Source organism: Brevundimonas sp. (genome assembly GCF_016463485.1).
Taxonomy (GTDB): Bacteria; Pseudomonadota; Alphaproteobacteria; order Caulobacterales; family Caulobacteraceae; genus Brevundimonas.
In genome coordinates this window covers 14,872-28,116 of sequence record NZ_JAEMRD010000030.1, presented here as the reverse complement: position 1 = coordinate 28,116, position 13,245 = coordinate 14,872, and the positions used below count along the sequence as shown (strand labels likewise).

14 protein-coding genes are annotated in these 13,245 nt (G+C 66.9%); 12 read left to right on the top strand and 2 right to left on the bottom strand.

The window, feature by feature from the left end:
* From surE to JHC99_RS06805, 9 genes are all read left to right on the top strand, one after another.
* Positions 1-618 (top strand): 5'/3'-nucleotidase SurE (gene surE, locus JHC99_RS06845; protein WP_292152761.1); only part of this gene is annotated, 618 nt, incomplete at its 5' end.
* Positions 615-1,259, top strand: coding sequence for a protein-L-isoaspartate(D-aspartate) O-methyltransferase (locus JHC99_RS06840; protein ID WP_292152759.1), 645 nt, complete (start codon positions 615-617; stop codon positions 1,257-1,259). The genes surE and JHC99_RS06840, both read left to right, overlap by 4 nt.
* Positions 1,260-1,261: 2 nt before the next feature.
* A complete protein-coding gene (locus tag JHC99_RS06835) occupies positions 1,262-2,104 on the top strand; it encodes an OmpA family protein (protein ID WP_292152757.1) in 843 nt (280 codons plus the stop codon).
* Between the two features lie 85 nt (positions 2,105-2,189).
* On the top strand, positions 2,190-3,293 hold the full coding sequence (locus JHC99_RS06830; protein WP_292152754.1) for a M23 family metallopeptidase: 1,104 nt from the start codon (positions 2,190-2,192) through the stop codon (positions 3,291-3,293).
* Positions 3,294-3,553: 260 nt separating this feature from the next.
* Positions 3,554-3,877: a preprotein translocase subunit YajC gene (yajC, locus tag JHC99_RS06825; protein WP_292152752.1), complete on the top strand. Its 324-nt coding sequence runs from the start codon at positions 3,554-3,556 to the stop codon at positions 3,875-3,877.
* Positions 3,878-3,909: 32 nt separating this feature from the next.
* A complete protein-coding gene (gene secD, locus JHC99_RS06820) occupies positions 3,910-5,526 on the top strand; it encodes a protein translocase subunit SecD (RefSeq protein ID WP_292152750.1) in 1,617 nt (538 codons plus the stop codon).
* Positions 5,523-6,506, top strand: a complete 984-nt coding sequence (gene secF / locus JHC99_RS06815; protein WP_292152747.1) for a protein translocase subunit SecF — start codon at positions 5,523-5,525, stop codon at positions 6,504-6,506. Before secD ends, secF begins: the two co-directional genes overlap by 4 nt.
* Before the next feature lie 205 nt (positions 6,507-6,711).
* The gene (locus JHC99_RS06810) at positions 6,712-7,332 is read left to right on the top strand and encodes a hypothetical protein (protein ID WP_292152745.1); all 621 of its coding nucleotides are present in this window, start codon (positions 6,712-6,714) and stop codon (positions 7,330-7,332) included.
* Positions 7,333-7,354: 22 nt separating this feature from the next.
* On the top strand, positions 7,355-7,981 hold the full coding sequence (locus tag JHC99_RS06805) for a squalene/phytoene synthase family protein (RefSeq protein WP_292152742.1): 627 nt from the start codon (positions 7,355-7,357) through the stop codon (positions 7,979-7,981).
* Between the two features lie 253 nt (positions 7,982-8,234).
* Here the strand turns inward: JHC99_RS06805 and JHC99_RS06800 are convergent, their stop codons facing one another.
* Both JHC99_RS06800 and trmFO read right to left on the bottom strand, forming a co-directional pair.
* A complete protein-coding gene (locus tag JHC99_RS06800) occupies positions 8,235-9,113 on the bottom strand; it encodes an oxygenase MpaB family protein (RefSeq protein ID WP_292152740.1) in 879 nt (292 codons plus the stop codon).
* Between the two features lies 1 nt (position 9,114).
* On the bottom strand, positions 9,115-10,506 hold the full coding sequence (trmFO, locus tag JHC99_RS06795; RefSeq protein ID WP_292152737.1) for a methylenetetrahydrofolate--tRNA-(uracil(54)-C(5))-methyltransferase (FADH(2)-oxidizing) TrmFO: 1,392 nt from the start codon (positions 10,504-10,506) through the stop codon (positions 9,115-9,117).
* 81 nt (positions 10,507-10,587) lie between these two features.
* On the opposite strand from trmFO, the gene JHC99_RS06790 reads away from it, so the two are divergent.
* From JHC99_RS06790 to JHC99_RS06780, 3 genes are read left to right on the top strand one after another with little or no spacing between them, the layout of a single operon-like run.
* A complete protein-coding gene (locus JHC99_RS06790; protein WP_292152734.1) occupies positions 10,588-11,403 on the top strand; it encodes a hypothetical protein in 816 nt (271 codons plus the stop codon).
* Between the two features lie 40 nt (positions 11,404-11,443).
* A complete protein-coding gene (locus JHC99_RS06785; RefSeq protein ID WP_292152732.1) occupies positions 11,444-12,280 on the top strand; it encodes a hypothetical protein in 837 nt (278 codons plus the stop codon).
* Between the two features lie 60 nt (positions 12,281-12,340).
* Entirely contained in the window at positions 12,341-13,240 is a 900-nt protein-coding gene (locus tag JHC99_RS06780) for a hypothetical protein (RefSeq protein ID WP_292152729.1), read from the top strand.
* The last annotated feature ends 5 nt before the right edge of the window (positions 13,241-13,245 follow it).

Below are 13,245 nucleotides of genomic sequence, written 5' to 3'. Positions count from 1 at the left end.
GGCGAAAAGCGGTTCTCGGTGACGGGGACGCCGACCGACTGTGTGGTGCTGGCGTTCAGCGACATCATGGATGGGCCGCCGGACCTGGTGCTGTCGGGGGTGAACCGCGGGCACAATGTGGGCGAGGACTGCTCCTATTCCGGTACCGTGGCGGGGGCCTTGCAGGGGATGGCGTTGGGGGTGCGTTCGATCGCGCTGAGCCAATCGCTAGAGCGGTTCCACGACGAGGTTACCGCCCACTGGGACACCGCCGCCCATTTCGCGCCGGGGATCATCCGCAAACTGCTGGAACAGGACTGGGCCCCCGGCGTGGTCATGAACCTGAACTTTCCCGCGCGGCCGATCGAGGCGGTGAAAGAGGTCGAGGTGACGGTTCAGGGGTTCCGGGGCATCGGTGAGATGCATGCGGTCAAGCGCACTGATCTGCGCGGGCGTGACTACTACTGGATGAGCTTCCGGGGCGCGAAACAGGATCATGCGCCGGGCACCGACCTGAGGGCCATGGACGACGGGAAGATCTCGGTGACGCCGCTGCACATCGATCTGACGCACCGCGAAAGCGTGCACGGGCTGAAGGGCGTGATCGGCGGGGTTCCTCCAAAGGCCGGTCTGGGATGAACCTGCACAACGACCGCGCGGGTCGGCTGATCCTGAGCCTGCGCCAGCAGGGGGTGACCGACGGCAAGGTGCTGGCGGCGATGGAATCGATCGACCGCGCCGTCTTCGTGCACGAGAAATTCCTCGATCAGGCCTGGGAGGACCAGGCCCTGCCGATCGACTGCGCCCAGACGATCAGCCAGCCCTACATCGTCGGCCTGATGACCCAGGCGCTGGAGGTCGAGCCGCGCCACAGGGTGCTCGAGATCGGCACCGGCAGCGGCTATCAGTGCGCGGTGCTGAGCCGGCTGGCGCGCTATGTCTATTCGGTGGAGCGGTACAAGTCGCTGCTGGTAGAGGCCGAAGCGAAGCTGAAGCGGCTCAAGATCGACAACGTCATCACAAAGCATTCGGATGGCGGGCTGGGCTGGCCGGAACAGGCTCCGTTCGACCGGATCATGGTCACGGCCGCCTCGCCGACCGAGCCGACGGAACTGTTGAAACAACTGAAGCCCGGCGGGGTGCTAGTCTGTCCGGTCGGGCGGACGTCGGTGCAGATGCTGCACCGCTATTCGGGCCAACCGGACGGCTCATTCCGCCGCGAAAGCCTGTGTGAGGTGCGGTTCGTGCCGTTGGTCGAGGGCACGGCGAAGGAGGGGTAGTGATGAGCAGGTCGAGTGCTGCGGAGACCGTGACGGGATGGGTACGCCGCAGCGGAGTCTTGCTCTTCACGCTTATCGGCTTGCTCCTTGCCACCGGCCCGGCGGTCGCTTCCGAATGGGTGGACTATTTCAAGCCCGGCGACGCCGAACTCTCAACCGCTGGCTACAACGTGGCGAGGGCGGCAGCGGCCGCCTACGCGCTGGACCCTACCTCGACCGAGATCATGGTCGTCGGGCATATGGACGCTGTCGAGGGCCGGACCCCGGAGGCCCGATTTGATGTTGCGCGGGCGCGCGCGATGTTGCTTGAGCTCCTCTATCAGGGCGTGTCGCTACAAGCCCTGAACATCGAGGTCCAGGGTACCCGACAGATGGCGCGGGTTACGGATGGGCCGGATCCTCTGAACCGGCGGGTAACGGTTCGGCTGAACAAGTTGCCGCCCATGCCCAATGGGAGGCCAAGGCCGCCCAGTTCGCGGTTCGGTCACTATGATCAGCCGCTCATCTTCTTCGACAGCGGAAGCAGCGAGCTCAGTCCCGCTCGTGAAGCAGATTTGGTATTCGCGCTAAGGCTCTCGATGTACGGCCACACGCCCGGAGAGTGGCGGGTCTTGATATGGGGATTTGCCGACACCGTTGGCGACCCTGCCGATAACCTCGTGCTGAGCCAGCGACGCGCCGAAACGGTCGCGCGGGTGCTGGCGCGCCATGGGATGCCATGGGCGGATATGGAGATTTCCGGAACCGGCGAGACCCAATTGGCGCGCGCGACGCGGGATGAAGTTGCTGAGCCTCTGAACCGGCGTGTGCAGGTCCGGTACAACAAGAAGGCCGTGAGCAACTAGGCCTGCCCCACTTTCGTGCCGATTGGCGGCTTGGCTAATGGGGCGACGCGGGGCAAAGCAGAGCTTGGACGATCAGGAGAGCGGCATGGGTATGGGTGGCTGGACGAGGCTTTTCCTTATCGCCGGGGCGGCGCTGACGGCGGCCGCCTGTTCGAGCTATCCGGACGCGCCGCGTTATTCGACGCGCGCTGACGGGACGGTGGGACCGGCGGCCTATCCGCAGCCGGTCTATCCGGCGACGCCGCCTGCGCCGGTCGAGGCACCGCCGCCCCTGACCGCGCCGATCGAATCGATCGAGGGCGGGGCCCTGCCTTCGGCGACGATCACCTCGGGCCTGAACGGCGGGCCGACGCGACCGGTGGTCGTGCAGCCCGCGCCCGTGGATGAGGCCCCGATTGAACCCGCATATGACCCTGCGCCGAGCGCCTCCGAGGGTGGGCGCAAGGCCTATGTGATCCAGCCAGGCGACACGATCTCGGGCGTCGGGCGGCGGTTCCGGACGCCGGTGCAGGCGCTGATCGACCTCAACGATCTGGGCCCCAGGGCCGCGATCACGCCGGGCCAGCGGATTCTGTTGCCGGCCAGCGCGACCGATCTGGGGTCCGACCCCTATGCGACGGGACCGGGCCTGATCGTGGTGGAAGGGGTCGTCGATGAGACGGAGGTTCCCCCGCCGCCCCCTGCGCCGCCGGTGGTCGCGCCGCCGCGTCCGGTGCAGACGGTGCCGGTCCCGACAGCGCCCGCGCCGGTGCCCACGCCTGCACCTTCGCCCGGTCCTGCCGCGCCTGCGACTGCGGGGGGGCTGGCGCTGCAATGGCCGGTGCGGGGCGATATCGTGCGGCGTTTCGGGCCGGTCGCGATGGGCGAGCGCAACAACGGCGTCAATATCGGGGCCGAGGCGGGGGCCGAGGTCCGCGCCGCTGCCGCCGGGCGTGTCGCCTATGTCGGGGACGACCTGGTGGGGCAGGGGCTGACGGTGCTGATCGTGCATCGCGACGGCTGGCGGACGGTCTATGGCCATCTGGGTTCGGCGACGGTCGCCAACAACGCCGACGTCCGGGCGGGCCAGCAGATCGGCACCGTCGGGCTGACGGCGGGCGACGGGCGGCCCTCGATCCATTTCGAGACCCGGCGGATGCAGGGCGACAATCCGGTGGCGGTCGATCCGCTGACGGTTTTGCCGAGGTAAGGCCCAGTGTCTCTCCCTCCCCCACGGGGGAGGGCAGGCCGCGAAGCCGCCGGGTGGGGGCGGCAAGGCGATATGGCGCTGTCTTGCCTTGCCCTCCCCACCCGGTCTTCGCTGCGCTACGACCACCCTCCCCCGAGGGGGAGGGAGAAGTCGGCGTTGCGGTCCTACGCGTCGTTGCAATGACGGGCGGTGGGCACTAGGTATCGCGCCTTCATTTCAACGGGCGCCTTGCGGTGCCCGCGTTCGGGATTGTCCACACCATGCCTACTGAAGCCGGCCTCATGGGCACGATCATGCAGTTCCTGCCGTTTGTGGCGATCTTCGTGCTGTTCTACTTCCTGCTGATCCGTCCGCAGCAGAAGCGGGCCAAGGAACACGCGGCGCTGATCGCGGCGGTCAAGCGCGGCGACACCATCGTCCTGTCGTCGGGTCTGATCGGCAAGGTGACGCGGGTCGAGGAGGCCGAGGTCAATGTCGAGATCGCGCCCTCCGTCAACGTCCGCGTGGTCAAGGGCATGATCGCCGAGGTGCGCAACCGCACCGCCATCGCCGCGAACGACACCAAAGCCGTCACCAAGGCCTGATCCTCAGCGTCGCCGACCCGTAAGGCTTTCCCATGGTTCAGCAGTCGCGCTGGAAAATCATCGTCGTGGTGCTGGCGCTCGTGTTCGGCGTGCTGCTGGCCTATCCGAACGTGCTCAGTCAGTCCCAGAGGGACGCCCTGCCGGGCTGGTTGCCCAAGAACGGGCTGAGCCTCGGCCTTGATCTGCAAGGCGGGTCCTACCTGCTGCTCGAGGTCGATGTGCCGGCCATGCGGGCCAAGCGAATCGACAACATGGTCGAGGACGCGCGGGTGACGATGCGCGAGGGGAATTTCCCCACCAACGCGTTCCAGCGCGAAGAGGGCGGCGTGGTCGTCACCCTGGCCAATCCCGCACAACAGGATGCCGCCCTTGAGGCCATGCGCCTGCTGTCCGGCGGGCCGAACCAGCAGGGCGTTCAGGAACGCGCCGCCAGCCGCGTCGGCAACGACCGCATCCGCTACGCCTTCACCGACCAGGCCATGAGCGCCATGGCCGCGACCGCCGTGGACCAGTCCATCGAGGTGGTGCGCCGCCGGATCGATTCGCTGGGTACCCGCGAAACCTCCATCACCCGTCAGGGCGCCGACCGGATCGTGGTCCAGGCCCCGGGCGAGAGCGACCCCGCCGCCCTGGAACGCGTCATCGGCCAGACCGCCCAACTGACCTTCCAGATGGTCGAGGACGATCCCGAACTGATCAACCTGGCTCTTCAAGGCTCGGTGCCGCCGGATTCGGTCCTGATGGTCGATCAGGACGGGGTCACGCCCCTGCTGATCAAGAAGCGGGTGCTGGTCTCGGGCGAGCAACTGACGCGGGCCTCGGTCGATTCCGACCAGAACGGCCGCCCGGCCATCGGTTTCCGCTTCGACGGCGTGGGCGCGCGACGCTTCGCCGCCGCCACTTCGTCCGAGAACATCGGCAAGCGGTTCGCCATCATCCTGGACAACCGCGTCATCTCGGCCCCGAACATCATCGGCACCATCCCCAGCGGCCAGGGCCAGATCACCGGAAACTTCTCGATCGCCGAGGCGTCCGAGATGGTCAATCTGCTGAACGGCGGTGCCCTGCCGGCGCCGCTGAAAGTCGAGGAGCGCCGGACGGTTTCGGCCGAACTGGGCCAGGACGCGGTCGAGGCGGGGGGCCTGTCCACCGCGATCGGCTTCATCATCATCGTGGCCTTCATGTTCCTGACCTACGGCTTCCTGTTCGGTGGGGTGTCTGTGATCGGCCTGCTGCTGAACGGCCTGCTGATCGTGGCGGCCATGTCGCTGACCGGAGCCAGCCTGACCCTGCCCGGCATCGCAGGTCTGATCCTGACCTTCGCCGTGGCGGTCGATGCGAACGTGCTGATCTATGAGCGGATGCGCGACGAAGCCCGGGCCGGGCGGTCGGTGATCGCCTCGATGGACGCCGGCTTCAACAAGGCCATGGGCACCATCATCGACGCCAACCTGACCAGCCTGGTCGCGGCCGGCATCATGTTCGTGTTCGGCGCCGGGCCGGTGCGCGGCTTCGCCTGGACACTGACCATCGGGGTCTTCACCTCGGTGTTCTCGTCGGTGCTGGTGGCCCAGGTGCTGCTGGCCTGGTGGCTGAAGACCGCCAAGCCCAAGAAACTGCCGATCGCGGACGCGGAGACGGTGAAATGACCTGGTGGCCTCTCATCAAGGTTCTTCCGCAGAAGACCAACCTGCAGTTCGTCAAGTACGCGCGCTATGCTGCCGCCCTGTCGGTCGTGCTGTGCATCGCCTCGATCGTGTCCTGCTTCTATCCGGGCCTGAACCTGGGGATCGACTTCCGGGGCGGTGCCTCGATGGAGGTGTCCAAGCCGGCCGGCCAGTCGATCGATTTCGATGCCCTGCGTGGATCGGTGAACGAACTCGATCTCGGCGACGTCGGGGTGCAGGGTATCGCCCGACGCGACACCAACATCGATGACGGCTCGACCGCCATCGTCCGCTTCCAGGTGCCCGAGGGCCGCGACCAGACGCAGGTGGTGCAACAGGTCGAGGGTGCGATCACCCAGGCTGTGGGTGAGGTCAGATATTCCGGCGTCGAGGTGGTGGGGTCCAAGGTTTCGGGCGAATTGTTCACCTCAGGCCTCTTGGCTCTCGGGTCGGCGATCGTGCTGATGTTCGCCTATATCTGGTTCCGGTTCGAGCCCCAGTTCGGCTTCGGCGCCGTGGCGGGCCTGCTGCACGACGTGATCCTGACCTTCGGGCTGATCGTCCTGCTGCGGCTGGAGTTCAGCCTGAACATGGTCGCGGCCATCCTGACCGTCATCGGCTATTCGATGAACGATACGGTCGTGGTGTTCGACAGGCTTCGCGAGAACCTGCGCAAGTACAAGACCATGCCATTGCGCGACGTAATCGACCTGTCGCTGAACGAGACCCTGACCCGGACCATCATCACCGGCGTCACCGCCGTCATGGTGCTGGCCGCCCTGGCTATCTTCGGCGGCGAGGCCCTGCGCGGCTTCTCCCTGGCCCTGATGTTCGGGATCATCGTGGGGACATACTCTTCGATCTACGTCGGCGCACCGATCATATTGCTCTGGGGCGTGAAGCGCGGCGAGATCGGCGAGGAAGCCAAGCCGGTGAAGCTGGGGATGGCCAGCCGGCCGTAGTGGAGCTTCCTTCTCCCCTTGCGGGAGAAGGTGGCAGCCGAAGGCTGACGGATGAGGGGTGATGCGGGTGCCTGGAGTGGCGTCCGAACGTCCTCACCGTCGAAACCGAGTCACCCCTCATCCGTCACGCTCCGCGTGCCACCTTCTCCCGCAAGGGGAGAAGGACTAGGCTGCCGCTTTCCGAATCCCTGGGGAGGGCTGAGACTTGGCCAATCTGCTGACGAACTTTCGCACGACGATCCTGCTGAGCGTCGCGCTCGCGGTCCTGATGATGTTTGCGTTCGGGCGAGTGGCGCCGGGCGGGTTCGACCTCGGCTTCTGGCAGGCGGCGCTGCGGTGGGTCCACGTCGTCGCGGGCATCCTGTGGATCGGGCTGCTGTACTATTTCAACTTCGTGCAGATCCGGATCATGCCCTCGATCCCGGCTGAGCTGAAACCCGCCATCGGCAAACATATCGCGCCCGAGGCCCTGTTCTGGTTCCGCTGGGCGGCGCTGGCCACGGTGGTGGCGGGTGTGGCCGTCATGTTCACGCGCGGTCACGCCTATGCCGCCGAGGTGATGAGCTTCGGGTTCGCGGGCGGGATGGTCCAGGGCGATCAGGGCTTCACCCTGATGGGCGTCGGCGTCTGGCTGGCCGTGATCATGTTCCTCAACGTCTGGGGCATCATCTGGCCGAACCAGAAGCGGGCGCTCGGCATCGTCGTCGTCGATGACGAGAAGAAGGCCAAGGCCGCGCGCGTCGCCATGCTGGCCAGCCGCACCAACCTGCTGCTCAGCCTGCCCATGCTGACCTCCATGGCCATGTACCAGACCCTGTTCGGCTGATTTGGACCAGGCGCCGCAGACTTTGGCCCCCGATCTGGATGGGCAGGTCCGCGCCGCCGATCCCGACCGCTGGCTGTCCAGCCGGTTCGTTTCCGCTGCGCAGGCCCGGTCTGATCTGATCGCTCTGTACGCGTTCGAGGCCGAACTGATGGCCATCCCGACGCGGGTGACCCAGCCGATGCTTGCCGAGATGCGCTACGTTTGGTGGCGCGACCAGCTGGACGGGGTATTCGCGGGCGTGCCGAGAAAGGGCCATCCGGTTCTGGAGGCCCTGACGGACGTGGTCGCGCGACGGGGGCTGGAGCGCCGCCCCTTCGAGGCCCTCATTGAGGCACACATGGGTCGGGTCCACGGCGAACCTCACGACCTGGACGCTTTCTACGTCGGGCCGATGCAGTCGGCGGTTCATGTGCTGGCCGGGCCGGGACACGACGCAGTCGTGGTTGAGGCCGGGCGGGTCTGGGGCCTCATCCAGGTCGGGCGATCGGAGGAAGCGCGGGCGCTGCGGGGGATGGCGAACCGGAGGCTGAAGGGCCTGCCGACGTCAGCCTTTCCGGCCGTGGCCCATGCGATGCTGTCGGACCCGGAACAGGGCGAAGGCGGGAAAAGGCTGCGGCTGGTCTGGGCGAACCTGACGGGACGGATCTAGAGCGGCCAAATAGAGCGCGAGAATAGGAAACCATTCTCTTTTTTCCCTTGCGCTGGATCAGGGTCGTCACCACGTCCCTGGACCGGTCTTTGAAACGTTCAGCTGTGAGGCTTCCTTCGCGCGATGAGGTCGCAGGCCCTCTGGTTCGTCGGACGACTTTTCGAAGCGGAAAATTGGCGGTTTGGCGGTTTGGCGGCCCGTTTTCGACGCCGCCACCGCCACGGCAGTCCGTTCGAACCGAGGCTTGAGTGCCTTAGCGTGGCGCGCCTGTCGGCCAGGCCAGGACTTCGGCTGGCCAGACCTGGCGGTTGGGAGAGCCGGTGTAGACCCAGTCCAGGGTGCGCTGCATCGTGCGGGCTCCGGCGCGGGTGATAGGCGAGGCGGGCGGCAGGCCATGCATCCGACGAGCCCAGTCGGGCAACAGGTCGGCACCCGCCGCCATGATCAGTTCAGCGGCGCGGTCCTCGGCCAGGCCGCCGACCTTCTGGCGCATCACCAGGGCGGCGACCTCTCGGGTGCGGGCATCGGCCTTGAGTTGGGGCCGCATCGAATGGATCAGGGCGTTGGCCGAGGCGCGGTCGGTGGGGACGGGATCGGCCCCCAGCGCCCTGCCGATGCGAGCCATCTCGGCCAGATAGGCGTCCTGGTCCGCCATCGACATGCCGGGTTGGCCGTAGCGGACCCAGGCGTCGAGGAAGCTGGTCGTCTCCGTCACATGGACCCAGGCGAGCAGGGCCGGATCACTGACCCGATAGGCGGTGCCGTCCGGCAGGGTTCCACCCAGCTTGTCATGGATGCGCCGGACCTTTTCGATCGCGGCCTGGCCGGAGGGGGCGTGGTCATAGGTGGTGACGGCGATGAATTTCGCCGTGCGGCGCAGTCGGCCGTGCATGTCGGCGCGGAAGTCGGAGTGGTCCCAGACGCCGGCCAGCACCGCCGGATGCAGCATCTGCAGCAACAGGCCCGACACCCCGCCGATCATCATGGTCACGATGTCGCCGTTGACCCGCCAGGCCACGGAGTCGGCCGGAAACAGCGCGTCGGCCCGGCGCAGGGCGGGTCGCTCGCCCCGCTCATAGTCGTTGAACAGCTCGTTGATCCGGCGACGGATGGCGACCTTTGCGTACTCCATGTCAGGCCGCGTCGCGCCACTGCTTGAGCGCCTCGATTGCCCGGATGCTCATCAGCCGCTTCTTGGCCCGGCCGCGTTCCTTCAGCGGGATCTTCTTGCCGTCGTCGTCGACCTTGGGTGTTTCGAGCGGGGGCAGCAGGCCGTAGTTGATGTTCATCGGCTGGAATTTCGATCCGGTCAGATGCCCACCGGTGATGTGCTCGACCAGTGCCCCGATCGCGGTATGGGCCTCCGGCGCGTCCAGCGGCTTGCCCAGCCGTTCGGCGGCGGCCAGCCGGCCCGCCAGCAGGCCGGTGGCGGCGCTTTCGACATAGCCCTCGACCCCCGTGACCTGACCGGCGAAGCGCAGGCGAGGCATGGACTTCATCCGAAGCTGGCGATCCAGCAGATGCGGCGAGTTCAGATAGGTGTTGCGGTGCAGGCCGCCGAGCCGCGCGAACTGGGCGTTCTGCAGCCCCGGGATCATCCGGAAGGTCTCGGCCTGAGCACCGTGCTTCAGCTTGGTCTGGAAGCCGACGATGTTGAACAAGGTGCCCAGCGCGTTGTCCTGGCGCAGCTGGACGATGGCGTGGGCCTTGACCAGCGGATCGCGGGGGTTGGTCAGGCCGACGGGCTTCATCGGGCCGTGACGCAGGGTCTCGCGACCTCTCTCGGCCATGACCTCGATGGGCAGGCAGCCGTCGAAATAGGGGACGTTCTCCCACTCCTTGAACTCGGCCTTGGGCCCGGTGATCAGGGCGTCGATGAAGGCCTCGTACTCGGCCTTGTTCATCGGGCAGTTGACGTAGGCGGCGGCGTCGCCACCCGGGCCTTCCTTGTCGTAGCGCGACTGACGCCAGGCGATGTCGAAGTCGATCGACTCGGCATGGACGATGGGGGCGATGGCATCGAAGAAGCTGAGGGATTCCTCGCCGGTCAGTTTCAGGATCGCCTCGGCCAGGGCGGGGGAGGTCAGGGGGCCGGTGGCGACGATGACGCTGTCCCAGTCCTCAGGCGGCAGGCCGGCGATCTCCTCGCGCTGAATGGTGATCAGCGGGTGTGCTTCCAGCGTCGCCGTCACCTTCTGCGAGAAGCCGTCGCGATCGACGGCCAGGGCACCCCCGGCGGGCACCTGATGATCGTGGGCGCTGGCCATGATGATGGAGCCCAGCTCGCGCATCTCGGCGTGCAGCAGGCCCACAGCATTGTGCTCCCAGTCGTCGGAGCGGAAGGAGTTGGAGCAGACCAGTTCGGCCAGGCCGTCGGTGTGGTGGGCGTCGGTCTTCACGCCGGGCACGCCGCGCATCTCGTGCAGGATGACGGGCACGCCCGCTTGGGCGATCTGCCAGGCGGCCTCTGAGCCGGCGAGACCGCCGCCGATGACGTGGATAGGCTTGAGGTCGGAAGGGTTCATCGGGGCCTTCTAGGGTTTTTGAAGGCTATCGTCAGCCTCCGTATGCTGGCGCCGGGCGAGGTGCGTCGTTACGGAAGGGGCATGACCGAGCGGCCGAACCAGAAACTGAGCCAGAGATTGAGACTGGGCGAGACCCTGGCCGAGACTCTGCGACGGGTTCCGGAGATGTGGCGGGGTGCGGGCGGGGCGATAGGGATCTCGGCGCTGGCGGCCGTCGTCCTGGCCGTCGTTCCACTGGCCGGGCCGATGCGCGCGGTCTGCTGGGTCTGGCTTGTGCTGGCATCGCTGGTCGCGTTCGGGGCGGTGACGCGGATCGGGGTGGCTCAGGATCTGGCCGGGGCCAGGGCGCTGGGTCTGGGACCGTTCGGGTTCCAGCTGACGCGGACCGAGGCACGGCTGGCGGGGGCGACCCTGTTGTGCGCGCTGTTCCTGACCATCATCCTGTCGCTGCTGGCGCTCGTGGCCCTGGCGCTGTTCGGCGGGGCCGGGCTGGACGCCGAGGCGATCCGGGCGCGGGACTGGGCCGGGGCGGGGCCGTTGTGGAAGCGGATGCTGCTGGCGATCGTCGGGGTGATCGTACTTGGCGCGCCGGTGCTGCTGGCCCTGCGGCTGTCGCTCTATGCCCAGGCGACGGTGGGGCGCGGGCGGATGACGTCGCTGACGGTGACCAGCCTGACCAACGGGTCGATGCTGCCGCTATTCGTCGGCCTGCTGCTCGTCGAGATGCCCAGGACGCTCTGGCTTGTGCTGATGATCACCGGCGTCGTGACCGGCCCCGTCGCCGTGATCGGCGGGATCATCGTGCTGGCGGCCGTGCAGGCTCCGCTGACGGCGGGGTTTCTCGGTGCGGCCTATCGGCGGCTGGAACGGCCGTCTGAGGACCTGGCCCCGCTTTAGGGCCTTCGCCCCGGTCGGCGACCCATGCTAGAGGCCGCAAATGAAATTCTCGGCAGGCGAAGCGGCGTTTGAAGGCTTTCGGGTCACACGCCAGCACCCTAGAGCGGTGGCTGGCTGGACCCTGATCTGGCTGGTGTCGCTGATCGCGACGGCCCTGACTGCGCTGCCGATCCTGGGGCCGGTCATGGGCGAGTTGCAGGAGGCGATGCGCACCGCCATGTCGGGTGGCGGCTCTGGCTTGCCTGCCGCCATCCAGATCCGTGTCACCTATGCGATGCTGGCCACCATGCCTGTCAGTCTGGTGACCCAGGCGATCGTGCTGCCGGCCCTGTACCGTGCCATGCAGAGCGAAGGCCGCGACCGGTTCGCCTTCGTGCGTCTTGGCCGCGACGAACTGCGGGTTCTGCTGGTCCTGCTGCTGCTGGCGATCATCAGTGTCGTGCTGGGACAGGTCGGGGATACGGCCGTGCTCGCGACCCGGGGCGGCACTTTGAGCGTGGTGGGCGGGCTGATCGGGATTGCGACCACGGCCCTGAGCCTTTTCACTGCCGTGCGCCTTGTGCTCGCGGTTCCCGCCACCTTTGCCCAGAGGCGTATCGATCTGAAGGCCGCCTGGAAGATGACCGAGGGCCGGTTCTGGCCTATGTTCGGCATGGCCATCATCGCGGGGGTCATGGCCTGTATCGTCGGCCTGTTGCTCTTGATCATGTCTCTGCCGCTCTCTGCGATGATGGCGGGGCCTGCAACGTCGCCGGCAGGTGCCGTGGGCGCGCTCCTCGTCCTGTTGCTGATGGCGGCGGGCGCAGCGCTGGTCACGATCATCCTGTCAGCCCCCTTCATGGCCGCCTACAGGGATCTGACGGCCGGCCAGGACTGAGACCGGCTTGGCGACGGCCTCGGATTCGTCCTAAGGTCAGACCTGACAGGGGGGACCATCATGGCGTTTTCAGCGAGCGATGCGGCGTTCGAGGGCTTTCGGATCGTGCGGCGACGACCGCTGGCGATGCTGATGTGGGCCCTCGCCTACATCGTCTTCTTCGCATTGGCCTTCCTGCTGGCGGGGAGTTCCTTCGTCACCATCATGCAGCAGGTCGAGGCGCTCGAGGGATCGGGCGCGACGCCGACCATGGAGAACCTTGGGCCGCTGTTTCAGGCCTATGGAGTCATCCTGCTGGTGGTGGCGCCCCTGTCGATTATCGTCAGCACCATGTTGAGCACCGCGATCGCGCGGGCCGTCGTCCGGCCCAAGGACAGCGCCTTCGGCTATCTGCGGCTCGGCATGGATGAGCTCAGGGTCTTCGGCGCGATGGTGGTCATGATGCTGCTTATCGCCGTCTACTATGTGGTCGTGTTCGGGGTGGTCTTCGGCGTCGGAGCCTATGCGAACTCCAGTGGGCAGGGGGGATGGTTCGCGCTGGCCCTGGTGCTCGGACTGGCCGGATTTTGCGGACTGATCTGGCTGGCGGTGCGGCTGAGCCTGATGGTGCCGATCATCGTCGCCGAGAAGCGGTTCACGGTCCTGTCCTCGTTCGGCCTGACCAAGGGGCGGTTCTGGCCCTTGCTGGGCATGGCCCTTCTGGCCTTCATCATGGCGATCGTGGTGGCCTTCCTCGGCTGGCTGATCTCCATGCCGCTGACCTTGCTGGTCGGCGGGTCGATGGCATCCCAATTCGCGGGGATGGAGGGTCAGAGCATGACCCAGATCCTGCCGAAACTGGCTCCCATCCTCATCGTGTCCGGCCTGTTCAACGCCGTGGTCTCGGCCCTGCAACTGGCGATCATGTATGCCCCGTTCGCCGAGGCCTACCGACAGATCAAAGGCCTCGAAGCGGGCTGACGCCG

What these genes read in the sequence shown, in the direction of transcription:
- JHC99_RS06835 (WP_292152757.1), top strand. Translation starts at nt 1,262, where the DNA reads ATGAGCAGGTCGAGTGCTGCGGAGACCGTGACGGGATGGGTACGCCGC.
- trmFO (WP_292152737.1), bottom strand. Translation starts at nt 10,506, where the DNA reads ATGAACCCTTCCGACCTCAAGCCTATCCACGTCATCGGCGGCGGTCTC.
- JHC99_RS06800 (WP_292152740.1), bottom strand. Translation starts at nt 9,113, where the DNA reads ATGGAGTACGCAAAGGTCGCCATCCGTCGCCGGATCAACGAGCTGTTC.
- secF (WP_292152747.1), top strand. Translation starts at nt 5,523, where the DNA reads ATGACCTGGTGGCCTCTCATCAAGGTTCTTCCGCAGAAGACCAACCTG.
- JHC99_RS06840 (WP_292152759.1), top strand. Translation starts at nt 615, where the DNA reads ATGAACCTGCACAACGACCGCGCGGGTCGGCTGATCCTGAGCCTGCGC.
- JHC99_RS06830 (WP_292152754.1), top strand. Translation starts at nt 2,190, where the DNA reads ATGGGTATGGGTGGCTGGACGAGGCTTTTCCTTATCGCCGGGGCGGCG.
- JHC99_RS06790 (WP_292152734.1), top strand. Translation starts at nt 10,588, where the DNA reads ATGACCGAGCGGCCGAACCAGAAACTGAGCCAGAGATTGAGACTGGGC.
- JHC99_RS06780 (WP_292152729.1), top strand. Translation starts at nt 12,341, where the DNA reads ATGGCGTTTTCAGCGAGCGATGCGGCGTTCGAGGGCTTTCGGATCGTG.
- secD (WP_292152750.1), top strand. Translation starts at nt 3,910, where the DNA reads ATGGTTCAGCAGTCGCGCTGGAAAATCATCGTCGTGGTGCTGGCGCTC.
- yajC (WP_292152752.1), top strand. Translation starts at nt 3,554, where the DNA reads ATGCCTACTGAAGCCGGCCTCATGGGCACGATCATGCAGTTCCTGCCG.
- JHC99_RS06785 (WP_292152732.1), top strand. Translation starts at nt 11,444, where the DNA reads ATGAAATTCTCGGCAGGCGAAGCGGCGTTTGAAGGCTTTCGGGTCACA.